This window comes from Methylobacterium sp. Gmos1 (assembly GCF_053764715.1).
The window spans coordinates 299,683-323,014 of sequence record NZ_JBSNCC010000001.1 but is presented as its reverse complement, the minus strand read 5'-3'; the positions used below and the strand labels follow the sequence as shown (position 1 = coordinate 323,014).

The 23,332-nt window shown below is 72.3% G+C and carries 24 protein-coding genes; 15 read left to right on the top strand and 9 right to left on the bottom strand.

Annotation, left to right across the window (positions count from 1 at the left end; genetic code table 11):
* Positions 1-98: 98 nt before the first annotated feature.
* From ACS5PV_RS01475 to ACS5PV_RS01465, 3 genes are all read left to right on the top strand, one after another.
* On the top strand, positions 99-773 hold the full coding sequence (locus ACS5PV_RS01475) for a hypothetical protein (RefSeq protein WP_455393607.1): 675 nt from the start codon (positions 99-101) through the stop codon (positions 771-773).
* 237 nt (positions 774-1,010) lie between these two features.
* The gene (locus tag ACS5PV_RS01470) at positions 1,011-1,388 is read left to right on the top strand and encodes a Rap1a/Tai family immunity protein (protein ID WP_455393606.1); all 378 of its coding nucleotides are present in this window, start codon (positions 1,011-1,013) and stop codon (positions 1,386-1,388) included.
* A gap of 248 nt (positions 1,389-1,636) precedes the next feature.
* Entirely contained in the window at positions 1,637-1,969 is a 333-nt protein-coding gene (locus ACS5PV_RS01465) for a hypothetical protein (RefSeq protein ID WP_455393884.1), read from the top strand.
* A gap of 162 nt (positions 1,970-2,131) precedes the next feature.
* On the opposite strand, the gene flaF is transcribed toward ACS5PV_RS01465, so the two are convergent.
* Positions 2,132-2,497, bottom strand: coding sequence for a flagellar biosynthesis regulator FlaF (gene flaF / locus ACS5PV_RS01460; protein ID WP_455393605.1), 366 nt, complete (start codon positions 2,495-2,497; stop codon positions 2,132-2,134).
* Positions 2,498-2,663: 166 nt separating this feature from the next.
* On the opposite strand from flaF, the gene ACS5PV_RS01455 reads away from it, so the two are divergent.
* On the top strand, positions 2,664-2,921 hold the full coding sequence (locus ACS5PV_RS01455; protein ID WP_455393604.1) for a hypothetical protein: 258 nt from the start codon (positions 2,664-2,666) through the stop codon (positions 2,919-2,921).
* Between the two features lie 22 nt (positions 2,922-2,943).
* Here the strand turns inward: ACS5PV_RS01455 and ACS5PV_RS01450 are convergent, their stop codons facing one another.
* The 3 genes from ACS5PV_RS01450 to ACS5PV_RS01440 all read right to left on the bottom strand — a co-directional run bounded on the left by ACS5PV_RS01450 (position 2,944) and on the right by ACS5PV_RS01440 (position 4,204).
* Positions 2,944-3,087 carry a hypothetical protein gene (locus ACS5PV_RS01450; RefSeq protein ID WP_203154909.1) on the bottom strand — a complete coding sequence of 48 codons (144 nt, stop codon included), beginning with the start codon at positions 3,085-3,087 and terminating at the stop codon, positions 2,944-2,946.
* Between the two features lie 96 nt (positions 3,088-3,183).
* A complete protein-coding gene (locus ACS5PV_RS01445; protein WP_455393603.1) occupies positions 3,184-3,504 on the bottom strand; it encodes a hypothetical protein in 321 nt (106 codons plus the stop codon).
* Between the two features lie 187 nt (positions 3,505-3,691).
* Positions 3,692-4,204, bottom strand: coding sequence for a metallophosphoesterase family protein (locus ACS5PV_RS01440; protein WP_455393602.1), 513 nt, complete (start codon positions 4,202-4,204; stop codon positions 3,692-3,694).
* 152 nt (positions 4,205-4,356) lie between these two features.
* Here ACS5PV_RS01440 and ACS5PV_RS01435 point away from each other — a divergent pair, with 152 nt between their 5' ends.
* Entirely contained in the window at positions 4,357-5,589 is a 1,233-nt protein-coding gene (locus tag ACS5PV_RS01435; protein ID WP_455393601.1) for an NAD(P)/FAD-dependent oxidoreductase, read from the top strand.
* On the opposite strand, the gene ACS5PV_RS01430 is transcribed toward ACS5PV_RS01435, so the two are convergent.
* A complete protein-coding gene (locus ACS5PV_RS01430) occupies positions 5,570-6,760 on the bottom strand; it encodes a Fic family protein (RefSeq protein WP_455393600.1) in 1,191 nt (396 codons plus the stop codon). The two genes, ACS5PV_RS01435 and ACS5PV_RS01430, sit on opposite strands and share 20 nt — an antisense overlap.
* A 254-nt stretch (positions 6,761-7,014) precedes the next feature.
* On the opposite strand from ACS5PV_RS01430, the gene ACS5PV_RS01425 reads away from it, so the two are divergent.
* From ACS5PV_RS01425 to ACS5PV_RS01415, 3 genes are all read left to right on the top strand, one after another.
* Positions 7,015-8,430 (top strand): phosphatase PAP2 family protein, encoded by a 1,416-nt coding sequence (locus tag ACS5PV_RS01425; protein ID WP_455393599.1) that lies wholly within the window; start codon positions 7,015-7,017, stop codon positions 8,428-8,430.
* A gap of 37 nt (positions 8,431-8,467) precedes the next feature.
* Positions 8,468-9,544, top strand: coding sequence for an alkene reductase (locus tag ACS5PV_RS01420; protein ID WP_455393598.1), 1,077 nt, complete (start codon positions 8,468-8,470; stop codon positions 9,542-9,544).
* Between the two features lie 211 nt (positions 9,545-9,755).
* Positions 9,756-10,262 carry a L,D-transpeptidase gene (locus ACS5PV_RS01415; RefSeq protein WP_455393597.1) on the top strand — a complete coding sequence of 169 codons (507 nt, stop codon included), beginning with the start codon at positions 9,756-9,758 and terminating at the stop codon, positions 10,260-10,262.
* Between the two features lie 4 nt (positions 10,263-10,266).
* Here ACS5PV_RS01415 and ACS5PV_RS01410 read toward each other — a convergent pair whose 3' ends face one another.
* The 3 genes from ACS5PV_RS01410 to ACS5PV_RS01400 all read right to left on the bottom strand — a co-directional run bounded on the left by ACS5PV_RS01410 (position 10,267) and on the right by ACS5PV_RS01400 (position 11,264).
* Positions 10,267-10,605: a cupin domain-containing protein gene (locus ACS5PV_RS01410; protein WP_455393596.1), complete on the bottom strand. Its 339-nt coding sequence runs from the start codon at positions 10,603-10,605 to the stop codon at positions 10,267-10,269.
* Positions 10,606-10,670: 65 nt separating this feature from the next.
* The gene (locus ACS5PV_RS01405; RefSeq protein WP_455393595.1) at positions 10,671-11,045 is read right to left on the bottom strand and encodes a PH domain-containing protein; all 375 of its coding nucleotides are present in this window, start codon (positions 11,043-11,045) and stop codon (positions 10,671-10,673) included.
* A 12-nt stretch (positions 11,046-11,057) separates the two neighbouring features.
* Positions 11,058-11,264: a DUF1674 domain-containing protein gene (locus tag ACS5PV_RS01400; RefSeq protein ID WP_455393883.1), complete on the bottom strand. Its 207-nt coding sequence runs from the start codon at positions 11,262-11,264 to the stop codon at positions 11,058-11,060.
* Between the two features lie 200 nt (positions 11,265-11,464).
* On the opposite strand from ACS5PV_RS01400, the gene ACS5PV_RS01395 reads away from it, so the two are divergent.
* The 5 genes from ACS5PV_RS01395 (at position 11,465) to ACS5PV_RS01375 (ending at position 19,843) form a co-directional block, all read left to right on the top strand.
* The gene (locus ACS5PV_RS01395) at positions 11,465-12,814 is read left to right on the top strand and encodes an RsmB/NOP family class I SAM-dependent RNA methyltransferase (RefSeq protein WP_455393882.1); all 1,350 of its coding nucleotides are present in this window, start codon (positions 11,465-11,467) and stop codon (positions 12,812-12,814) included.
* Positions 12,815-13,050: 236 nt separating this feature from the next.
* The gene (locus ACS5PV_RS01390; protein WP_455393594.1) at positions 13,051-14,763 is read left to right on the top strand and encodes a heparinase II/III family protein; all 1,713 of its coding nucleotides are present in this window, start codon (positions 13,051-13,053) and stop codon (positions 14,761-14,763) included.
* Positions 14,764-15,031: 268 nt separating this feature from the next.
* Positions 15,032-16,186, top strand: coding sequence for a GGDEF domain-containing protein (locus ACS5PV_RS01385; RefSeq protein WP_455393593.1), 1,155 nt, complete (start codon positions 15,032-15,034; stop codon positions 16,184-16,186).
* 131 nt (positions 16,187-16,317) lie between these two features.
* Positions 16,318-17,346: an aldo/keto reductase gene (locus ACS5PV_RS01380; RefSeq protein ID WP_455393592.1), complete on the top strand. Its 1,029-nt coding sequence runs from the start codon at positions 16,318-16,320 to the stop codon at positions 17,344-17,346.
* A 196-nt stretch (positions 17,347-17,542) separates the two neighbouring features.
* On the top strand, positions 17,543-19,843 hold the full coding sequence (locus ACS5PV_RS01375) for an MHYT domain-containing protein (RefSeq protein ID WP_455393591.1): 2,301 nt from the start codon (positions 17,543-17,545) through the stop codon (positions 19,841-19,843).
* A 236-nt stretch (positions 19,844-20,079) separates the two neighbouring features.
* Here the strand turns inward: ACS5PV_RS01375 and rnhA are convergent, their stop codons facing one another.
* Positions 20,080-20,778, bottom strand: a complete 699-nt coding sequence (rnhA, locus tag ACS5PV_RS01370) for a ribonuclease HI (RefSeq protein WP_455393590.1) — start codon at positions 20,776-20,778, stop codon at positions 20,080-20,082.
* Between the two features lie 250 nt (positions 20,779-21,028).
* On the opposite strand from rnhA, the gene ACS5PV_RS01365 reads away from it, so the two are divergent.
* Both ACS5PV_RS01365 and pucL read left to right on the top strand, forming a co-directional pair.
* Positions 21,029-22,429, top strand: a complete 1,401-nt coding sequence (locus ACS5PV_RS01365) for a nucleobase:cation symporter-2 family protein (protein ID WP_455393589.1) — start codon at positions 21,029-21,031, stop codon at positions 22,427-22,429.
* Between the two features lie 15 nt (positions 22,430-22,444).
* Positions 22,445-23,281, top strand: coding sequence for a factor-independent urate hydroxylase (pucL, locus tag ACS5PV_RS01360; RefSeq protein WP_455393588.1), 837 nt, complete (start codon positions 22,445-22,447; stop codon positions 23,279-23,281).
* Positions 23,282-23,332 lie beyond the last annotated feature (51 nt).

Below are 23,332 nucleotides of genomic sequence, written 5' to 3'. Positions count from 1 at the left end.
ACTGTCAGGCTGCGGTGGAGGTTAATCGGCCGGGTACCAGTACAGATTTCTCAAGACCACCGCCACACTCCGTCACCACCACGTTCCTGGGGGGCTCGATGCCGCTGCACCAGACCATGCCGGCTGCCCGGCTCCGCGCCCTTCTCCTGGCGATGACGTCCGGATGCCTGCTGATCGCCTCGAGCGCCGGGGCGCGGGCGGAGAATGACGGCCTGGACTTCCTGCGCCAGATGTTCGGCGGGCCCTCCGCCGCCCCGGCGCCGGTGGCGCAGCCCTACGTAGTCCAGCCCTACGACGCGCCGATCCGCCAGCGCGCGACCCGGCGCAACCGCCTCGCGGTCCAGGCCAAGGCCCTGCGCGGGCGCACCCGCTACGTCGCGCTGCCGAAAGCCGAGGTGAAGCCGGCGAAGGAAGAGAAGCCCCTTCAGCTCTCGGTGTCGCCGCTCAAGTCCCTCGACGCCCGCACCGCGCTCCTGCGCGACCCGACCCTGCGCCCGGGCGACATCGTCATCATGCCCGAGGGCCCGCGGGTGTTCCACGGCACCCCCGATTCCGACAAGCACAAGATGAGCGACTTCCAGGACGTGAACCGTCCCGGGGTCGTCGCGGCCAAGACCCGCAAGGAACTCCTGGCGATGACGGCGCCGATCGGCGCGCTTCCCGCCGATGCCGCCCGCCGGATGATGGCGCAGTACCAGAAGGCTTCCGCCCCGGCGGTCTCGACGCCGCGCGTCGAGGCGGCGCTCGCCCGGGTGGTCTATCCGGCGCGCTGACCGGCCCCGTCGCGGGGCCCTGCGGCAACGAGGGTGTGACTCGGCGCGCGGCGCGCGGGGCGGAGCCCCGCTCCGCTTGCTAGGATGCGGTGGGCCCCAGGCAGGCGGCCTCCCGCGTCGAGTTGTGTCCGCATGTCGATTCCGAGCAGGTTCCCGAACCGTCCGGGCAGGGTCCTGAACCGCGCGCCGTTCCCCAGCAACATCTTACCGTTCCCCGACCTCCTCCGCGCTGCGGCTTTGAGCCTGGCCGCATTCCTGGCGGCCGGGGCCTTCGCGGCGCCCGTGCGCGCCGCCGAGGGCGCGGTGCTGGTGGCGCAGTGCAAGAGCCTGTTGCGCGGCGCCAAAGTGCGGGGTGGCGAGGTCGAGTTCCGCCAGGACCCGGAGACCGTCGGCTGCTGGGCCTTCATGGGTGCGGTGCAGGACCTCGCCGGCGTCGCCGACACCGCCAGCCAGCCGCCGATCCTCGGCGCCTGCCTGCCGCCCGACGGCAACCGGCTCCAGCTCGTCCGGGCGGTGGTGACCTACGGCGCCGCCCACCCGCCGGCCCTGCGCGAGAAGGCCGGCGTCCTGGCGCTGCTCGCCCTGCGCGACGCGTTCCCGTGCCGGAAAGACTAGGATCGATCGGCCGTCCCGCTCCCGCGGCGTTTCCGCGCTCGGGAGCGGAATCGCCGCGCCGTCGGCGATAGTCAGCCGAATACGATAGAGCCGGTAGTATCGCTTTTAACGCCTAAAGGTTCCCGACAATATTTGCTGCGGCTGCGCTTGCTCCGGCCGACGCGCTTCATACTCTTATGGAGTAGGTGGGACGGGGCGCGGCCGATGGCCGGCGCCTCCCCCGCGAACCGCTCGATCGGAGGATGAACATGGCCAAGGCCGACAGGCACAACATGGGTCCCGGGGCGCAGGGCAAGGGCTCCGGCACCGGCGCGATGACCGAGCTGCCCGAGGGCATCCTCGAGGAGAACATGGTGCTGAGCAACCGCGACAAGTCCCAGCACGGGGCGGCGCGCGGCCTCGACAGCAAGCACGTCCAGACCGAGCAGTACCACGACCACGCGTCGAACCGGCGCAACTTCGACCAGACGATGCCCGCGGGGGCGGAGCAGAACACCAGCGGCAACACCAGCGGCCTGGAAGCACCGATGACCACGGGCTCCGGCGAGGACAGCGAGCTGGCGCGGCGGCAGCAGAAGTAGGGCGGGGGTTCGCTCTCGGCTTATGGAGCCCTCGTTCCACCGGGGACGAGGGCTTCTTCGCGAGCCGACGGAGACCGCGCTTCGGCTCGCTCCGGCCTATGAATGACCCGGACGATCAAAGATCATCCGGGCAGCCCAATGTGGTTGACCTGATCTTTACGGTCAGGGATTGCCCCGCAGCCCGTTCGCCAACTCGCGGTTGATGTTGATCAACGCCGTCAGCTTGTCGGCGCTGGGCTCGATCATCGCATCGAGGGTGCGGCTGAACACGAAGGCGCCGAGCTGGGCCATGGCGGTCTTCATCTCCTCCGGCAGGGGCGCGTCCGGCTCGGTCGCGGCGGAGGAGAGCAGTGTCCAGACCTTGCGGTTGAAGCCGAGCGCGTCGTTCAGCGTCGTCTGCTGGACGTCCCAGTTGTCCTGGATCATCTGCAGGCGGGCCGCCGCCTTGATCAGGACCGCAGCCTCTGCCTCGCGGGGTGTCAGCGCCACCTGGGCCGTTCGCGCGTAGGCGTTCGCCGCGTAGCTCATCGTCTGCCTCTCCGGCTGGCCGCTGAAGCGGGCCCGGAGGCAGGTCTGCCATCGATTTGTTAAGCTAGGGTTGTGAAAGAAGGGCGACGTCGCGGCACCCGGACTGCTCCACAGGCCGGGGAATCGCCCTCAAACCGCTACGATGTCGGCGCAAGGACCGGCCGCTATGCTGAACTTCCTTCTCGGCGCCATCGCGGGCGCATTGATGGCCGCCGTCGCGACGGTCGCGGCCCTGCGCAATCCGGACGTCCAGGTGAGGATGGGCCTCGTGCGGCCCGAGCCGGTGACGATCCAGACGCGGCGCCCGGATCCGGTCTGCCCGCCGCCGCCGGCGGTGCAGACCCACATCCAGGCCGGGAGCCCTCAGGTCGGCCAGCCGGACATGCTGTTTGCCCGGCGCCGGTTCTGGTCGGTGGCGCCGTAAGCGCCGGAGGCTAGAGAGGACCTCAGACGCTGCTGAGCAGCAGCATCACCACGGTCGTCGCCGCGGTCGAGCCAAGGAAGCCGCAGAGCGCCGCGGTGAAGGAGTGGGCACCCGCGGTCGGGGCAGAGAGGCGGGACTCGGTCGAGGTCTGGCTGGCGCTGGTCATGGCGAAGATTCCGATCCGGCGCGCCGACATCGCGGCAGCGCCCGGTGAGAGGGATGGGTGAATCGGGGATGAAACGGTGTGCGCTACGGCACGCGCTCAGTCGCAGCGGAAGAACCGCTTCTCCTGGCGCACCGAGCGTAGCGCGCTCTTGAGATCGACCGAGGCGACGCCAAGGCCGCAATCGTCCAGGCGGTCGCGGGCATCCTCGTAGCGGTCCTCGGCGTCGCCGAGGTTGTCGCAGACCCGGTCTTTGTCGCCGATGCGGGCGTCCTGGCGGGCCTGAAACCGCAGGGCGCCGGCCTCGTCGATCTTGCGCTGGGCACCGATGCAGGCCGGCTGGGCCAGGGCCGGGCCGGCGAGGACCAGGAGGGCGGTGGCGAGCGGCCAGCCGAACGGGAGACGACGCGGTGTGGTCATCGCTGAACTCGTGAACGATGTGGGATCAGCAGCTGCGGCGATCGGCCCCAAGGATGAAGCGTGATGCCAAGCTTGCTTATTGTGACCGAGGAACGTCGGGGGCGCCCGCGGGGTTCCGCGTAAAACTGCTCAGATGGGTTGCACCGCACGCGCCCGGCCGAGCGTCGCGAGGTGCGGGCGTGACCCATCAGGTCGTCGTGCCCCGGCGCCGCGTCGCGCGGATCGTCTCCAGCGTCACCGGCCGGAACTCCCAGGCATCCACGCCGACGTCGTACTGCCGCGTCGCGGGCTTCAGCTTGCCGTGCGAGTGGCCGTGCAGGTTCACGACGCCCCGGCCCATCCGGTTCCAGGTCCTAAACGCGTAGTGGCACAGGACGAGGTGCTGCCCGTCGACGTCGATCTCGGCGTAGTGCGCGGTGCTGAGCCAGCCGCGCGCCGCGAGCGTCGCCGGGGCGTCGTTGTTGCCGACGATCAGGTGCTTATGCCCGTTGAGCGCCGAGAGCAGGGCCTGGACCCGCTCCGGCGGCGGTCCGAGCGCGAAGTCGCCGAGATGCCAGACCGTGTCGTCGGGCTCGACCACGGCGTTCCAGTTCTCGACCAGCGCCGCGTCGTGGGTCGCGAGGTCGGGGAAGGGCCGGCGGTCGATGCGCAGCACCCGCGGGTCGCCGAAATGGGTGTCGCTGGTGAAGTAGGTGGTCATGGGGCGGCGATCGTGTGGGATCCGGAGGTAGCCCTCCGGAAAGCGCGGCGGGCGGCGGGGTTCCGGCCCCGGTCTCGCCGTTGCGCCGGGCTGCGTCCCGCGTATCGTGACCGCGGCCTTCGAACCCCTTCCACCCTCCCGAGGCAGCAAGCTTGCGTAGCGCGATCGTCCTGGGCGCCGGCATGGTCGGCATCGGCACCGCCCTCCACCTGCAGCAGCGGGGCTGGTCGGTCGCCCTCGTCGACCGGGGCGAGCCGGGGCGGGAGACGAGCTTCGGCAATGCCGGGATCATCCAGAGCGAGGCGGTCGAGCCCTACGCCATGCCGCGCGACCGGGCGACGCTGTGGGCGATCGCGACCGGCCGCAGCAACGACGTCCATTACGAGCTGCGCTCCCTCCACCGGCACGCCGGGCCGCTCCTGCGCTACTGGTGGCATTCGAGCCCGCGCCGCCACGCCGCCGCCTCCCGCGCCCATGCGAGCCTGATCGCGCACGCCGTCCCCGAGCACGCGGCGCTGATCGAGGCGGCGGGCGCCGCCGACCTCGTCCGCCGCGGCGGCTTTCGCGTGCTCCTGCGCGAGCGCGACGCGATGGACGAGGCAGTGGCCGAGGCCGAGCGCTTACGGGCGCGCTACGGGGTCCGCGCGCGGGCGCTGTCGCCGGCCGACCTCGCCGCGGCCGAGCCGGCCTTGAGGCAGACGGGGGCGGGGGCGATCCACTGGGAGGATCCGTGGTCGGTCCGCGATCCGGGCGCGCTCGTCGCGGCCTACGCCGCCCTCTTCGCCCGGCGCGGCGGGATCGTGCTCAAGGGTGACGCGGACAGCCTCGTGCCGGCCGGGCGGGGCTGGCGCGTGCTGACCGCGGACGGGGCGCACGAGGCCGAGGCCGCGGTGGTGGCGCTCGGGCCGTGGTCGCCGGACCTCGTGCGCCGCTTCGGCTACCGGATCGCGATGGTGCGCAAGCGCGGCTACCACCGGCACTGGCGCCCCGCCCGCACCCTGGAGCTGCCGCTCCTCGACGCGCAAAACGGCTACGTCCTCGCCCCGATGGCGGCGGGCCTGCGCCTCACCACCGGGGCCGAGCTGGCGGGGCCGGAGGCCGCGACCGGCCCGGTCCAGCTCGCCCGCGCCGAGGCCGCGGCGGGCGCCCTCCTCGATCTCGGCGCGCCGCGCGAGAACGCGCCCTGGTCGGGCATCCGCCCCTGCATGCCCGACATGCTGCCGGTGATCGGGGCGGCGCCGCGCCATTCCGGCCTGTGGTTCCATTTCGGCCACGGCCACCAGGGCTTCACCCTCGGGCCGGCCTCCGGACGCCTTCTGGCCGAGGCGATGATGGGTGAGGCGACGATGGTCGAGGCCGCCCCGTTCAGGCCGGGGCGGCGCTGAGCCCGGCTTCGCCCCCACCGTCCGGGCCCGGCAGGATCGGCGCTGCGCCGAAGGGACGATTGACGACCGCCAGCACCTCTCCGGCGGCGAAGACGCGGTTGCGGGCGTAGCCGGTCCGCTCCGCCAGGATCCCGGCCGCTACGAGCTGGTCGACGGCCTGGCCCGCCTGCGGGACCGTGACGGCGAGGAGCGAAGCCAGCCGCCTCACCGTCAGAACCGGATAGTGCGGCAGCAGGTCGAGGGTTCGCAGCGAGGCCGATCCGTGCCGGAAGCGCCGCCGCGTCACCCAGTCCACGCGAAGCCGGCCGAGGGCTCGACGCGTGACCATCAGCTCGTCGACGCTCGCCACGACCGCGTCCGAGACGAAGCCGATGATCGCCGCCCAGTCGAGGCGCTGCTGCGCGCCCTTGAGCGCCGCGTAGTAGGCGTCCTTGTGCGCATCGATGTAGGGCGAGAGATAGAGCGGAATCTCGCCGTCGGCCGCCATCATCAGCGGAAGCAGCAGCCGGCCGACGCGGCCGTTGCCGTCCCGGAAGGGATGCACCGCCTCGAAATGCGCGTGCGCCACCGCCATCCGCACGACGAGGTTCTGCGTCATCGCCTGCATTCCCTCGTTCCTGAGATAGTCGCCCGTCTCCGCGAGGCAGCCGGCGATCCGGTCGGGCGGCGGCGGGTTCCAGGTCGAGTAGGCGATGTTGCCCGTGCCGCCGATCCACACGACGCTGCGGCGCCATTCGCCCGGGACGTCCGCGAAGTCGGGATCGGCCCGCATGACATCGGCGTGCAGGCGCCGGATCAGGTCGAGGTCGAAGAGGGCGGGGCCCTGTTGCAGCGCCTGCGGCACGAGACGATCGAGGGACAGGGCGTAGTCGCGCACCTGCCGGACCGCTCCGCGCTGCATCGCGTCGGGTTCGCCCGCATCGTCGACGGCGAGCAGCTCGTCGAGCGTGCTGTGGGTGCCCTCGATGGCCGAGGAGCTGACGGCCTCGCGGCGCGTGAGGATGCGGCTGATGAGGTAGGGGTCGGGTATCTCCTGCGCGATCGTCCGAACCTGCGCGAGCGCTGCGCTCGCGGCCACGAGCCGGTCCAGGGCACCGGGACACGACACGTCCTCCGGCGGCGGGGCCGGGACGACGCCGTAATGATGGTCGTAGGGGGCCGGCAAACGCACCAGACGCTCGCGGACGGCATGGGCGAGATGCTGACGGTTCATCGAACAAAGCCACGGACGGCGCCGGTTCGCCGCCCATGATATGGTTTTTTATCAAAAAGCCTAGCAAGACCACGCGACGGGCTCTGTATGAAGGGATTTGGACCGTGGCCTTCGGCCCTCCGCCGAGCCCCGGACCGCTCGCCCGGGCTGGACAGGACGCGCCCGTCGTCGTTTCCTGGCGCCCGACAAGAAACCACCCGGGGGACGACACGATGCGCAAGGGCACGATCCAGGTCACGGCGATTCTCTGCCTGGCGCTGCCCGGCGCGGCGGCGGCGCAGACCGCGACGAACCTCGTCGCCCTCCAGGGCCTTGCCCCGGTGAGCGCCCTGCACGGCACGCCCGAGGGCAAGGCGGCGCTCGCCGCCAACCTCCAGGTGACCGGCGACATCCAGTTCGGCACCCAGCCGCAGCCGCACCTGCTGCCCCTCGACCAGCAGCGCCAGCTCGCCTTGCGCGACTGCTTCATCACCGACGGCAACGCCACCGAGCTCGCCGACGGCCTCGGCAGCCGGCTCGCGGCGATCTACCAGGACAAGGCGCGCTACACCGACCCCGAGACGTTCACCAGCGCGACGCAATCGGTCGCCGACCTGATCGGCTACACCAACAACATCACGAAGTCGGATTCGAACTCCGGAAAATACTTCTTCGCCAACGGCACCACCGACGGCAAGAAACCCGTCTCCGAGGCGGCCGCCGGCATCTTCGCAGGCCGGGGCGGCGTGCCGGACGTGTTCGGCCGGGCCTATGATCGCCCGGGCGGCAGCAAGGGGGCCGACGCCTACGGCAATTCCCGGCCGTTCCAGACCCTGCCGCGGCTCTACGCCTATCGCGGCGACGACTACTTCAAGCGCCCCTCGCACAGCCTGGACTGGCTGCACGGGCCGAGCCAGCCCCTGACCAACAGCCCGTCCTACCCGAGCGGCCACACCACCTACGGCTACACCGAGTCCCTCGTGCTGGCGCTGCTGGTGCCGGAGCGCTACCAGCAGATGATCGTGCGGGCGGCCGAGTACGGCAACAACCGCATCGTCGTCGGCGCGCATTACGCCATGGACGTCATCGGCGGGCGCGCGGTGGCGCTGCACGCCGTCGCGCACCTGCTCGCCAACGATCCGGCCTATGTCGGTCAGACCCGCACGAACCCGGCGGTCCCGGTCGAGATGAGCCCGCAGGCCAAGGCCACGGTCGCGGTCACCGATTACCGCGCCGCCCTGGAGAAGGCGCGCAGCGATCTCGGCCTCGTGCTGAAGGATGCCTGCGGCGACGCGGTCGCGGCCTGCGCGGCCACCGATACCGGCCGGTTCAAGGATGCCGCGGCGAACGAGGCCTTCTACAACACCACGCAGACCTACGGCCTGCCGGTGGTCCATCCGAAGACCGCCGGCACCGTCGAGGATGTCGGCCAGCTCGCCCCCGAGGCTGGCCACCTGCTGACCGCGGCCTTCCCCGCCTTGAGCCTGGCCGAGGCGAACGCGATCCTGACCGAGACGCAGGGGCCCGGCGGCGGATTCCTCGACGACGGCTCGGCCTTTGGGGTCTATTCGCGCCTGAACCTCTACGCCGCCGCCGGCAAGGCGGCGGCGCTCGCCGCCACGAAGCGCCCGCAGCAGCCGACCCGCTGACGCCCCGATATCCTCGACCCGCGCAGCGGAGCCCGCGATGCCCAGCCTCCTCGACCCGATCCGCCTCGGCGCGCTCGAAGCGCGCAACCGGGTGCTCATGGCGCCGCTCACCCGGGCGCGCTCCACCCGTGACCACGTGCCGACCGCGATGATGGTCGAGTACTACGCCCAGCGGGCCTCCGCCGGCCTCATCATCTCCGAGGCGACCGGGATCAGCCCGCAGGGGCTCGGCTGGCCCTACGCGCCCGGGATCTGGAACGCCGATCAGGTCGAGGCCTGGCGGCCCATCACCGCCGCCGTGCACGAGGCGGGCGGATCGATCGTGTCGCAGCTCTGGCACATGGGCCGGGTGGTCCATCCGAGCCTGCCCGGGCGCGGCCAGCCGGTCTCGTCCTCGGCGACGACGATGCCGGGGCTGGCGCGCACCTACGAGGGCAAGGCGCCCTACGTCGAGGCGCGCGCCATGACCGAGGACGACATCCGGGCGGTCCTGGAGGATTACCGCCGGGCCGCCCGCAACGCGATCGAGGCCGGCTTCGACGGCGTGCAGATCCACGCGGCGAACGGCTACCTCATCGACCAGTTCCTGCGCGACAACGCGAACTTCCGCACCGACCGCTACGGCGGATCGATCGAGAACCGGATCCGGCTGCTGCGCGAGGTCGTGGCGGCGGTGGCCGAGATCGTCGGCCCCGAGCGCACCGGGGTTCGCCTGTCGCCGAACGAGGAGCGCCAGGGCGTCAACGACAGCAACCCCGAGCCGCTGTTCGAGGCGGCGTCCGCGGCGCTCTCCGAGATCGGCATCGCCTTCCTGGAGGTGCGCGAGCCTGATTACGACGGCACCAACGGCAAGGCCGAGCGCCCGCCGGTGGCGCCGCGGATGCGGGCGGCGTTCCGGGGCGCCTTCGTGCTCAATTCCGACTACGACGGCGTGCGCGGCCAGGCCGCCCTCGATGCCGGCGCCGCCGACGCGATCGCGTTCGGCCGCCCGTTCATCGCCAATCCCGACCTGCCGCGGCGGATCGCCGAGGGGCTGCCGCTGTCGGCCGACGATACCGAGACCTGGTACACCGGCGGGGCGCGGGGCTACGTGGATTACCCGCCGGCGGCGTGAGGGGCGACGGCGCGCCGGTCTCGGAGCCGGCCGGCGATAGGGCAGGGGGCCGGCATCCCCGCGAGGGTGGACGTCGGCACACACCAAGCCTTAACGCTTCCGCTCGCCATCCCGCTCTTCACCCCCCGGCAAGCATCTTTGCCAACCGGAACGACAGGTTTCCCGGCGGATTATCACGGGGCTGACAAGGTCACGCTCGAGGACCGCAGGGATGCACAAGCAGAGTGGATGGGCCGCGGCGACGATCGTCGCGGCGACTATGGCGGCCGGTCCGGCCGCCTCGCGGGAGCTGGTCGCGTTCGACGCGACGGCGGAAGCCGGCACGGTGGTGGTGCGCACCGCCGAGCGGCGGCTGTACTTCATCAACGGGGACGGCACGGCGATCCGCTACCCGGTCGCGGTCGGCAAGGCCGGCAAGCAGTGGACCGGCTACGCCCGCATCGACGGAAAATACCTCCGGCCAGCCTGGTCGCCGCCCGACGAGGTCAAGCGGGACAATCCCCGCCTGCCCGACGTGATCGCCGGCGGCTCGCCGAGCAACCCGATGGGGGCCGCGGCCCTCACCCTCGACCGGGGCGAGTACGCGATCCACGGCACCAACCGGCCGGGCTCGATCGGCACCTTCGCGTCCTATGGCTGCATCCGGATGTACAACCAGGACGTGGCCGACCTCTACGGCCGCGTCCAGGTCGGCGCCACCGTGGTGGTGACGCGCTGACGGGTCAGCCCTCGCGCCCGTGCACCTGCGCGGGCGGCGAGGTGGCCTCGACCGCCGTGAAGGTCTCGATGATGCGGTAGGTGTGCGTCGCGCCCGCCGGCACCAGCCAGGAATCGCCGGGCTCCAGCCGCACGGTCTGGCCCTCGACCACCAGTTCGGCCCGGCCCGCGATGACGTAGCCGACGGTCTCGTAGTCGCGGGCGGCGCTCGGCTTGTCGTCGGTCGGCGGCTCGTCGACCCACAGCCGCATCGCGACGTGCTTGCCCGACGCCAGGTAGCGCTGGCCGTCCGGCCCCTGCGGCGACTGCCCGCCGGACACCTTCTTGATCGTCGTATCGCCCATGGTCCTGCTCCTGTCGGGGACGTCTCGCGACCCCAACGGGAGCGGATCGGGGACGTTCCCGTGGGTTACCGGAGCGTCGCGGCGATCGCCCGCTGGATGCCGCGGATGTCGGCCCCGCGCTTGAGGGTGCGGGAGATCGGGTCGGCCCGGCCGGAGACCCAGATCGTCAGCTCCGAATCGAGGTCGAAGCTGCCGGCATTCTCGATCGAGAACGAGGTGATCGCCCGGTACGGCACCGTGAGGTAGGAGACCTTGCGGCCGGTCAAGCCCTGCTTGTCGACCAGGATCATCCGCCGGTCGGTGAAGACCATCAGGTCGCGGATCACCCGGAACGCCACCTGCACCGTCTCGCCCGGGATCAGCATCCCGTCGAGCTCCTGGGCCACCGCCTCCGGCGCCACGTCGCTGCCGTGGCCGAGCAGGCCGTCGAGGAATCCCATCGCGCCAAGCCCTCAGAAGTCGGTCGCCAGGCCCTTCACCTCCCAGTCGTCGTAGCGCACCGGCTCCAGCCCGCCGCGCCCGTTGATCTCGCGTTCGCGCCGGATCTCCTCGGCCCGGGCGTCGATCTCGGCGCGCCGGGCCTCGGCCTCGGCGAGCGCGCGCCGGGCGGCCGGCGACAGGGTCCGGGTCTCGGGGGCGGGGGCCTCGCTCTCGCTCATGGGTCCGCTGATGGGTCCGCTCATGGGGTCGACTCTCGATCGCATCTCGATCGCGGCGCTTGCATCTCGGGCGGCCGGGTGCCACCCCGGACGCGAAGGCCGCCGGTCCCTCCGAGGTGGAGGGCGCGGGCGGCAGCGTCAAGGTCGGGCCCGTCTCCGGGCCGATCAAGGATCCGCGCGAGCGGCGCGGCGGGGTGAGGATGGACGGACAGCACAAGGGGGCAGCAGGACTGGAGGCCGCCGGCCTGCCGGCGCGGCGCCTCGCCTGGGGGATCGTGGCCGACCTGCTCGGCAAGAACCGCGGCACCGCGCTCGAGGACGCGATGGAGCCGGTCGTCCATCGCGCCGCCCTGCCGCCCCAGGATGCGGGCCTCGCCCGCGCCATCGCCACCACGACGTTCCGGCATCTCGGGGTGATCTTCCACGCCCTCGACCGGCGCCTGACGAAGGGCCTGCCGCAGGACCAGCCCGGCCTCGTCGCGCTGCTCGCCACCGGCGCGGCGCAGATCCTCTACCTCAACGTCCAGGACCACGCCGCCGTCGACCTGGCCGTGCGCCTCGCCAAGGCCGAGCCCGGCCTCCAGCACCTCGCCGGGCTCGCCAACGCGGTCCTGCGCCGGATCGCCCGCGAGCGCGACGCGATCCGCCAGGAGGGCGACGCCGACGCCCTGCACCTCAACACGCCGGGCTGGCTCGCGCGGCGCTGGATCGCCGCCTACGGCGAGGCGACCGCCCGGGCGATCGCCGCCGCCAACGCCCGCGGGGCGGGGCTCGACCTGACGCTGCGCCCCGGCGCCCCGATTCACGACGGCCTCGACGGCCGGCGCCTGCCGGGTGGTTTGAGCCTGCGCCTCGACGACGCCCGCACGCCCGTGCCGGAACTGCCGGGCTTCCAGGACGGCGCCTGGTGGGTGCAGGACGCCGCCGCGGCCCTGCCGGCCCACCTCCTCGAGGTGCGGCCGGGCGAGCGGGTCGCCGATCTCTGCGCCGCGCCCGGCGGCAAGACCGCGCAGCTCGCCGCGGCGGGCGCCGGGGTGGTGGCGGTCGACCGCTCGGCCCCGCGGCTGCGGCGGCTCGAGGAGAACCTCGCCCGGCTCGGGCTCTCGGCCGATGTGCGCGCCCTCGACGCCCTGACGCTGCCGGAGGACCAGCCCTTCGACGCGGTGCTGCTCGACGCGCCGTGCAGCGCCACCGGCACCCTGCGCCGCCACCCGGACGTCGCATGGTCGAAGCAGGAGGGCGACCTCCTGCGCCTCACCGCGCTCCAGACCCGGCTCCTCGACAAGGCGGCGCGGCTCGTCCGCCCGGGCGGGCGCCTCGTCTACTGCACCTGCTCGCTGGAGCCGGAGGAGGGCGAGGCGCAAGGGGAGGCCTTCCTGAAGCGCCACCCGGACTTCGCCCGCCGGCCGATCGCCCCGGAGGAGGTGGGCGACCCCGCCCTCGTCACCGCCGCGGGCGACCTGCGCACCCTGCCGTCGCACTGGCCCGACGAGGGCCGCGGCGGGCTCGACGGCTTCTACGCCGTGCGGCTGGAGCGCCGGGAGGCGTGAGGCGAGGGCTCGTCGGGAAGGAACGCGTGAGGAATCTGTTCACGGGGCGATCCGGCCGTTTGACCCCGCGATGATCCTTGACCATTCCTTGACGGGGGCGGCCGCCCGGCATCGGCGGCCCGGGAGGACCCGCATCGGCGCGCCGACGCGTCGACCGCGCGGGCTCTCGTTCTGCCGCAGGTCTTCGTCGCGAAACCGGCGGTCCTTGTTGCGAAACCTGCGTGGCAGGAGGTGGCGTGGGTTGGGGGCCTGACCGCTGGCGATTCTACCGGCTCGTCGGGCACGAGGCGGGACGCGTCCTGCGGGGGGCGGCCGTGCGCGCGACCTCGCGCCCGTCGGCGCTCGCGCGCCTGCGCCCGACCGGCCTCGTCATCGCGCCGCAGGACCTGCACACCAGCGACGCGACCATCGCGGCGGACATCTATGCCGGCCTGTTCGTGTTCGCCGGCCGGGCGCTCGCCACCGGCGGGCGCTCCCCGTTCGATTTCGCGCCGCCCTCGGCCCAGTGGGGCGAGGACCTGTACGGCTTCGGCTGGCTGCGCCACCTGCGCGCCGCCGAGAGCGCGCTGTCGCGCTCGAACGCCCGCGCCTTCGTGCAGGACTTCATGGCCGGGCGCGGCGACCAGGCGCTCGCGCAGCGCCCCGCCGTGGTGGCGCGGAGGCTGATCTCGCTCCTGTGCCAGTCGCCCCTGGTGCTGGAGGGGGCCGACCACGCCTTCTACCAGGCCTTCCTGAAGCTGATCGGCCGCTCGACCCGCAGCCTCGACCGGGCTTTGCGCCGGGGCGTCGTGCCCCGCGACCGGCTCGTCGCCGCGGTGGCGCTGGCCTATGCGGGGCTGTGCTGCGAGGGGTTCGAGCCGGTCCTGCGCCGGGGCACGCGGCTCCTCCACCGCGAGCTGACCCGCCAGATCCTGCCCGATGGCGGCCACCGCAGCCGCGATCCGGGCTTTGCCAAGGACCTGCTCCTCGACCTCCTGCCCCTGCGCCAGAGCTTTCTGAGCCGCGACATCGCCCCGCCGGAGGCCCTGCTCAACGCCATCGACCGGATGCTGCCGCTCCTGCGCCTCCTGCGCCACGGCGACGCCTCGCTCGGCCACCACAACGGCATGGGGGCGACCGCCGCCGACCAGCTCGCGACCCTGCTGGTCTATGACGGGGCGCTCGCCAAGCCCCTGATGCACGCCCCCCACACCGGCTACGCCCGGCTCGAGGGCGGCGGCGGAACCTTGGTCGTCGCCGATATCGGCGCGGCGCCCCCGCCGGCCTACTCCGCCGCGGCCGGGGCCGGCTGCCTGTCCTTCGAACTGTCCTGCGGGCCGCAGCGGCTGGTGGTGAATTGCGGCATGCCGGCGACCGGCGAGGAGATGCGCGAACTCGCCCGCACCACCGCCGCCCACTCTACGGCGTGCCTTGCCGATTCCTCCTCCTGCCGCTTCCTCGCCCTGCCGCAGCCGAGCGTGATCCACCCGCTCGCCGCCTGGCTGAAGCGCCGGATGGGGCCGGTCGTCGTACGAGGGCCCGCCGAGGTCACGGTCGAGCGCGGCTCCGACGCCGCCGGCGCAGCGGTGCTCGCCGCCCGGCACGACGGCTACGCCCCGACGCTCGGCCTCCTGCACGAGCGGCGCTGGCGCCTGCACCCGGACGGCGCCCTGCTGGAGGGCGACGACGGCTTCCTGCGCGACCCGAGCGGGCGGGGCGGTCCTACCGAGGCGGCGATCCGCTTCCACCTCCACCCGAGCGTGCGGGCGAGCCGGGTCGGGCGCGGCGTGCGGCTCTCGGGCGCCGGCGCGCCCTGGCTGTTCGAGGCCGACGAGATCGACCCGGTGATCGAGGAGAGCGTGTTCTTCGCCGCCCTCAACGGCGCCCGCCGTACCGAGCAGATCGTGCTCCACCTCACCGCGGCGGACGGCACCCGGGTGGCCTGGCGCTTCCGGCGCCTGGCCGAGTGAACCTTGGCAGAGGATCCCTTGGCCGAGGAATTCCTCGGCGGAGTGAACCTCGGCCGGCCGGATCTTGGGAGAGCAGGGCCGGCGGCTCCGACCTCGCGACCTGAGCCTGGCGGACAGGTCCACCTGTTAGTCTTTTGTCGACTGCGCCGGCGGATAATTTTCTTCGTCTCTCCCCCATTTGGGGGTTTCGCAGCCCCGAATACGCATTCTTCGGGCAACCGGCCGTGCTACACATCAGGACCGGGTGGCGAGGGGCGGGACGCACGCGATGAGGCTGGACGCGCCGACCCTGATGGCCGTAACCGTCTTCGTGATGGTCGTGATGGGCGCGCTGTACCTGCTGTCCTGGAGCCAGGCCCGGCAGACCCGGGCGCTCGGTTTCCTCGGGGCCGCCCAGCTCGTCGGCGCCGTCGCGGTCGCGCTGTTCGGCCTGCGCGGGAACATCCCGGACTGGCTGTCGGTCGGCCTCGCCAACGCGGTGATGCTCGGGGCCTACGGGCTGATCTGGGGCGGCGCCCGCTCGTTCGAGGGGCGACCCGTCCCGCTGCCCTGGCTCGCCGCCGGCCCGCTCGTCTGGCTCGCCGCCTGCCTGGTGCCACCCTTTTACGCCTCCCTCGGCGCCCGGGTGATCCTGTCCTCGACGGTCGCGGGCCTCGCCTGCGCGCTCGCCGCCCGCACCCTCTGGCGCCACCGCGGCGAGCGGCTTCCATCGCGGATCCCGGCGGCGATCCTGCTCGCCAGCGAGGCGATGCTGCTCTGGGTGCGGATTCCCGCCACCCTGGTCCTGCCGGTGCCGCCGACCGGCACGCCGGAGCAGACCTTCTGGGTGGCGGTCCTGTCCTTCGTCGCCCTGCTCTACACCGTGGCGGTCTCGGTGCTGTTCATGGCGATGGCCAAGGAGCGCCTGGAGGCCGAGCAGCGCCGCGTCGCCGAGACCGACCCGCTCACCGGAATCGCCAACCGCCGGGCGCTGGCGGCGGAGGCCCGCCGGGCGCTGGCGGCCGGGCCGACCGCCCTGCTGCTGTTCGACCTCGACCACTTCAAGCGGGTCAACGACACATTCGGCCACGCCGTCGGCGACGCGGTGCTGGTCGGCTTCTGCGACGCCGCCCGCCGAGCCCTGCCCGCGGGGACCGCGTTCGGGCGCCTCGGCGGCGAGGAATTCGCCTGTCTGCTGCCGGGGGCCGGCGCCGCCGAGGCGGCGGCCACCGCCGAGGCCGTCCGCCTCGCCGTGTCGGCGATGCGCCCCGATCCGGTCCCTGGCCTCACCGTCAGCATCGGGGTCGCCAGAAGTTCGGGTGACACGGGCACGGGCGACTTCGACACCCTGCTCGGCCTCGCCGACCGGGCGCTCTACCAGGCCAAGGCGCAGGGGCGCGACCGGGTCGTGCTCGCCGCGCCGGAGCTGCGCCAGGTGGCGTGAGGAAGTCCGCGCGTCCCAACGCATCCCCAACCGGCATCCACCCGGGTTGTCGTCGCTTCACCGGCTCCTAAGACACCCTCCATCACACCCCGCCCGGGCACGCGGCCCGGCGCCAGATGAGGGCCAGACCCATGGAGTATCGGCAGTTCGGGCGCTCCGGCCTCAAGGTCCCCGCCTTGAGCCTCGGCACCGGCACCTTCGGGGGCAGCAACGAGTTCTTCCAGCGCTGGGGCCAGACCGACGTCGCCGAGGCGAGCCGGATGGTCGACCTGTGCCTCGACGCCGGCGTCAACTTCTTCGACACCGCCGACATCTACTCGCAGGGCGCCTCCGAGGAGATCCTCGGCCAGGCGCTGAAGGGCAAGCGCGACCGGGCGCTGATCTCCACCAAGGCGACCTTCCCGATGGGCGAGGGCCCGAACGACAAGGGCTCGTCGCGCTACCACCTGGTGCGCGCCTGCGAGGCGAGCCTGAAGCGCCTCGGCACCGACCACATCGACGTCTACTTCATGCACGGCTTCGACGCGCTCACCCCCGTCGACGAGACCCTGCGTGCGCTCGACGACCTCGTCCGGGCGGGCAAGATCGGCTATATCGGCGCCTCGAACTTCTCCGGCTGGCAGCTGATGAAGGCGCTCGCCACCTCCGAGCGCTACGGGCTCGCCCGCTACGTCGCCTACCAGGGCTACTACTCGCTCGTCGGCCGCCACTACGAATGGGAGCTGATGCCGCTCGGCCTCGACCAGGGCGTCGCCCTGATGGTGTGGAGCCCGCTCGGCTGGGGAAGGCTCACCGGCAAGATCCGCCGCGGCGCCAATGCCAGCGGGCGCATCGCATCGGGCGGTGCCGAGGGCGGACCGCCGGTCGCCGACGAGGCGCTGTTCCGGATCGTCGACGTCCTCGACGAACTCGCCGCCGAGACCGGGCGTAAGCCGGCGCAGGTGGCGCTCAACTGGCTCCTCAGCCGCCCGACGGTCGCCAACATCGTGATCGGCGCCCGCAACGAGGAGCAGCTGAAGCAGAATCTCGGCGCCGTCGGCTGGACCCTCGACCCGGCCCAGATCGCCCGCCTCGACGCGGCGAGCCACGAGACGCCGATCTACCCCTACTGGCACCAGAAGGGCTTCGACGAGCGCAACCCGAAGCCGACGACCTGGTAGCGTCGACGACACGGTCGAACGCCGGATGAGCCACAACCAACAAATGTTATGATCGAGGGCCGCAACCCGGGTTTCGTGCATCGCCCGAAATCCCATCCTGCGTTATGACTTGCGGCTCGAAGCCCCCCGGCTCGGCCGAGCCGGGGGTGGACGGCCCCCATTCCGGCGGCCGCCCGCGCGAGCCTCAAGGTCACCGATGACGCATGCCGGCGTTCACGATCCCGTCCTCGTCGCCCTGTCGATCGCGATCGCGATGCTGGCGTCGTTCGTGGCGCTGGATCTGGCCGGCCGGATGACCGCGTCGGCCGGCTGGGCCCGGGGGGCCTGGCTGGTGACCGCCGCCCTGGTGCTCGGCGGCGGCGTCTGGTCGATGCACTTCGTGGCGATGCTGGCCTTCCGCCTGCCGGGCGTCGAGGTCACCTACGACCTCGGCCTGACGCTGCTCTCCCTCGCGCTTCCGATCGTCGTGACGGCGTTCGGCCTCGCCGTCGCGCAGAAGCCGGGCGCCGGGCCGGGGGCCGTCGTCGCGGCGGGCCTGGTGACCGGGCTCGGCATCGTCTCGATGCACTATACCGGCATGGCGGCTTTGCGCCTGCCCGCCGCCATCCACTACGACCCGGCCTGGGTCGCCGCCTCGGTGCTGATCGCCGGGGGAGCCGCCACGGTGGCGATCCGGCTGGCGCTCGGCGAGACCGGGCTGCCATTGCGGGTCGCGGCCTCCGGGGCGATGGGGCTCGCCATCGCGGGCATGCATTACGCCGCCATGCAGGGCCTGCACGTCTCGCACCTCGCAGGCGAGGACCAGGCCGGGGCGGGGGTCGACCAGGTCCGCCTCGCCGTCGGGGTCACGGCGGTGACCTTCCTGGTCTTCACCCTCGCCCTGCTCGCCGCCGCGATCGACCGCCGGGTCTCGCAGCGCGCCGCCCGCGAGGCGGCGGCCTTGCGCGAGAGCGAGGAACGCTACCGCCTGCTCCTCCAGAGCGTGACCGACTACGCGATCTTCATGCTCGACTGCGACGGCGTGGTGGCGAACTGGAATTCCGGCGCCCACCGGATCAAGGGCTACGAGGCCGGGGAGATCGTGGGCACCCACTTCTCGCGCTTCTACACCGAGGAGGACCGGGCGGCGGGCGTGCCGGCCCGCGCGCTCGCCACCGCGGCGGAGCGCGGCAAGTTCGAGGCCGAGGGCTGGCGGGTGCGCCGGGACGGCACCCGGTTCTGGGCGAGCGTCGTCATCGACCCGATCGTCGGCGAGGGCGGCCGGCTCGTCGGCTTCGCCAAGGTCACCCGCGACATCACCGAGCGCAAGCGCGCGCAGGACGCCCTGGAGCAGGCGCAAGGAGCGCTCGCCCAGGCGCAGAAGATGGAGGCGGTGGGCCAGCTCACCGGCGGCGTCGCCCACGACTTCAACAACCTCCTGATGGCGGTGCTGGGCAGCCTGGAATTGCTGCGCAAGCGCCTGCCCGACGATCCCCGCCTGCTGCGCCTGCTCGACAACGCGGTGCAGGGCGCCGAGCGCGGCGCGGCCCTGACCCAGCGGATGCTCGCCTTCGCCCGGCGCCAGGACCTGAAGCCCGCCGCGGTCGAGCTCGCGCGCCTGGTGCGCGACATGACCGACCTGCTCCAGCGCTCGATCGGCCCGGGCATCCGGATCGAGACGCGGTTTCCCGTCGGCCTGCCGCCGGCCCTGGTCGACGCCCACCAGCTCGAGCTCGCGCTCCTCAACCTCGTGGTCAACGCCCGCGACGCGATGCCGGAGGGCGGTACCGTCACGGTCGCGGCGCGGCTCGAGCCGGGGGACGGGGAGGGCGCTCCGATGCTCTGCCTCTCGGTCGCCGATACCGGCACCGGCATGGACGAGGCGACGCTCGCCCGGGCGCAGGAGCCGTTCTTCACCACCAAGGGCGTCGGGCGCGGCACCGGCCTCGGCCTCTCGATGGTGCACGGCCTGGCGGCGCAGTCGCACGGGCGCCTGGTGCTGCGCAGCCGCCAGGGCGCCGGCACCACCGCCGAGATCTGGCTGCCGGTGGCCGCGCCCGGCATCGCCGCGCCCCCCGACGAGGCGCCCGCCCGCCGCGCCTTGCCCCGGACCGTGGCGTCGCAGGTCGTCCTCGTCGTCGACGACGATCCTCTGGTGCTGGAGAACAGCGCCGCGATGCTGGAGGACCTGGGCCACCGGGTGATCGAGGCCCGCTCCGGCCAGGAGGCGCTGGAGCTGATGCGCCGCGCCCGCACCCTCGACCTGGTGCTCACCGACCACGCCATGCCGGAGATGACCGGCCTCCAGCTCGCAACCCGGATCGAGGCCGAGCGGCCAGGCCTCAAGCTGATCCTCGCCACCGGCTACGCCGACCTCACGCCCGATGAGGCCGCCCGCCTGCCGCGGCTCGCCAAGCCTTACGACCAGGCGACGCTGGCGCGGATGATCGAGGCGGTGGTGCGGGGGACGGAGGGACCGGCCGGCGATACGGTGGTGCCGTTCCCCAAGAGCGCGTGAGGGGCAAAGGGTTTTTGGCTTACGGTTCCTCACTTCACTGCGTCATCCCGGGGCCGCGCAGCGGAACCCGGGATCCATAACCGCTGAGGCCCCCGAAGAAGTCGGAGCGCGTCCACCTTACCCTGTACCATCAGCGGTTATGGATCCCGGGTTCTCGACATCGTCGAGCCCCAGGATGACGTCGAGAAAGACTGACCTACGCTCCGGATCGATCGCAGAACCGATCGAGCAGCCTCTCACGCCGCCGGCAGCTTGCGCGCCTTCGCCTCGCGCAGCAGCGCCAGCCCCTCGGGCCCGAGATCGAGCGCGAGGCGCAGGACCTCGTCGGCATAGGCCTGCGGCGTGGTGCCGGCCTGCTTGGCGGCGCGCGAGAGGCGCAGGCCCAGGGCCCCGTCCACCGGGATCGAGGTGCCGCGGGGCGCCGGTTCCGGCGCGGGCACGGCCGGGGAGGCAGCCGGCACCCTGGCCGGAACCTTGGCCGGCGCGATGTCGGCCCGGGGTGCCAGGCCGAGGGCCTGGCGCCGCCCTTGCGCCGCCAGCCGGTCGGCGCGCTCGTTGCCGGCCTCGCCGGCATGGCCCTTGACCCAGACCCAGCGCACGTCGCGCCGCGCCGCCAATTCGTCGAGGCGCTGCATCAGCTCGACGTTCTTCACCGGGCCGGTGGTGGTGCGCCAGCCCTTGAGCTTCCAGCCGCGGATCCACTCGGTGACCGACTTCACCACGTACTGGCTGTCGCAGCGCATCTCGATCGCCGCGCCCTCGGGAAAATGCTCCAGCGCCCGGATCGCCGCGGTCAATTCCATGCGGTTGTTGGTGCTCTGCGGATCGCCCCCGCACAGCTCGACGGTGCCCTCCGGCGCCTGGATCACCACGCCCCAGCCGCCCGGGCCGGGATTGGGATCGCAGCCGCCGTCGGCGTACACGATGGTTCGCATGGCTGCCTTTGCCTGAACGTCGATAACGGAAAGCGGCCGTCTCCCGGATCGGGGTGCCGGCCGCGTGGGCAGTGTCGGCCCGGAATGGTGAACAAATACCCAGGCGCGTGGCGGCGCAACCCGCTCGGGCGCTGGCACGGCGCTTGCGGCTCCCGCATGATGCGCGACGATGAGGCGCCGGCGCGACGCAAGGGGCGTCCAGTCGGACCAATCGCGCTGCCCTCGCAAACGCCAAGAAGAGACGCACCCCATGCCAGTCGAGCCCGCCGACGCCGTCGAGGAGATGCTGCCGCCGGCCCGCCTCGTGCCGCTGGCGTTGCAGCACGTGCTGGTGATGTATGCAGGCGCCGTCGCGGTTCCGCTGATCATCGGCCGGGCGCTCGGGCTGCCGCCGGAGGAGGTCGCGTTCCTCATCAGCGCCGACCTGTTCGCCTGCGGCCTCGCGACCCTGATCCAGTCGGCGGGATTTCCGGGCGTCGGCATCCGCCTGCCGGTGATGATGGGCGTGACCTTCGCGGCGGTCGGCCCGATGCTGTCGATGGCGGCGACACCCGGGATCGGGCTTCTGGGCATCTACGGCTCGGTGATCGCCGCCGGCGTCTTCGGCCTCCTGGTCGCGCCCTTCGTCAGCCGCCTGCTGCCGCTGTTTCCCCCGGTGGTCACCGGCACCATCATCCTGGTCATCGGCATCTCGCTGATGCGGGTCGGCATCAACTGGGCCGGCAGCGGCCAGCCGACGCTGACGAAGATCGTCGACGGCGTGCCCGCGGCGATCCCGAACCCGAACTATGCCCAGGCCGGGGGCCTCGGCATCGCCTTCCTGGTGCTGCTGACGATCCTCGCCCTGATCCGCTGGGGCCGGGGCTTCCTCGCCAACGTCGCTGTGCTGCTCGGCATCGTCGCCGGCTCGGTGCTGGCGGCCTTCCTCGGGCTGATGCATCTCGACAAGGTCGCGGCGGCGCCGTGGTTCGCCCCGGTGCTGCCGTTCCATTTCGGCTGGCCGCAATTCCACCTGGTGCCGATCGCCACGATGTGCGTCGTGATGATCGTGGTGATGATCGAATCGACCGGGATGTTCCTGGCGCTCGGCGAGATCACCGGCCGGCCGGTCTCGCGGAAGGACCTCGCCCGGGGCCTGCGGGCCGACGGGCTCGGCACGCTCCTGGGCGGCATCTTCAACACCTTCCCCTACACCTCGTTCTCGCAGAATGTCGGCCTCGTCGGGGTCACGGGGGTGCGCTCGCGCTACGTCACCGTGGCCGGCGGGGTGATCATGCTGGCCCTCGGCCTGCTGCCGAAGATGGCCGCCCTCGTCGAGGCGGTGCCGCAGGTGGTGCTCGGCGGCGCCGGCCTCGTGATGTTCGGGATGGTGGCGGCCACCGGCGCGCGCATCCTCACCGGCGTCGATTTCCGAGGTCAGCCGAAGAACCAGTTCGTGGTGGCGATCGCGGTCGGCTTCGGCATGATCCCGCTCGTGGCGCCGACCTTCTTCCGCAACCTGCCGCACGCGCTGCACCCGCTGCTCGAATCGGGCATCCTGCTCGCCTCGATCGCCGCGGTCGTGCTCAACGCCTTCTTCAACGGCCTGGGCAGCGCCGAGCAGGCGGGCCGGGACGCCTCCGCCGCGGCGACCGCCGCCGAACACGTCTGACCCCACGAGGTATCGATGACCCTGCTGCACAAGACCTACGGCAAGGGGCGGGTGCGGGTGATGCGCGTCCACCGCGACGGCGACCGGCACGAGGTGCGCGAACTGACCGTCAAGGCGATGCTGACCGGCGCCTTCGAGCGCACCTTCACCCACGCCGACAACCGCGACACCGTCTCGACCGACACGATCAAGAACGTGGTCTACGTCGTCGCCCGCGAGTGCCCGGACCTGCCGCCGGAGGCGTTCTGCCGCGCGGTGGCGCAGCGCCTCCTCGACACCTACCCGCAGATGGAGACCGCCACCGTCAGCGGCCACGAGACCCGCTGGAACCGGCTCGCGGTGGACGGCGTCGCCCATCCCCACGCCTTCACCCTCGACGGCAACGGCCAGCCCTTCGCCCGGGTGGAGCTGTCGCGCGGCGGCGCGGTGGTGGAATCGGGATTGTCGGGCTTCACCTTCCTGAAGAGCACGGAATCGGGCTGGGCCAACTACGTCAAGGATCCCTACACCACCATCCCCGAGACCCACGACCGCATCGCCGCCACCAGCATGGAGGCGTCCTGGCTCTGGACCGCCGAGCCGGCCGACTACGAGGCCGCCAACGCCCGCATCCTCGACACGCTGCTGCGGGTGTTCTCCGGCAGCTACAGCCACAGCCTCCAGGACAGCCTCTACCGCATGGGCACCGCCGCCCTCGAGGCGGTGCCGGAGATCGCCACGATCACGCTCGCCTGCCCGAACAAGCATTACCTCCTGGCGAACCTGACCCCGTTCGGCCTCGACAACCCGAACCAGGTGTTCGTCGCGACCGACGAACCGCACGGGCAGATCGAGTGCACGGTGGGGCGGTGACGGCGAACTGAGCCTGCTTGGCTCAAGGCACGATACTCCCACCCATCCCCT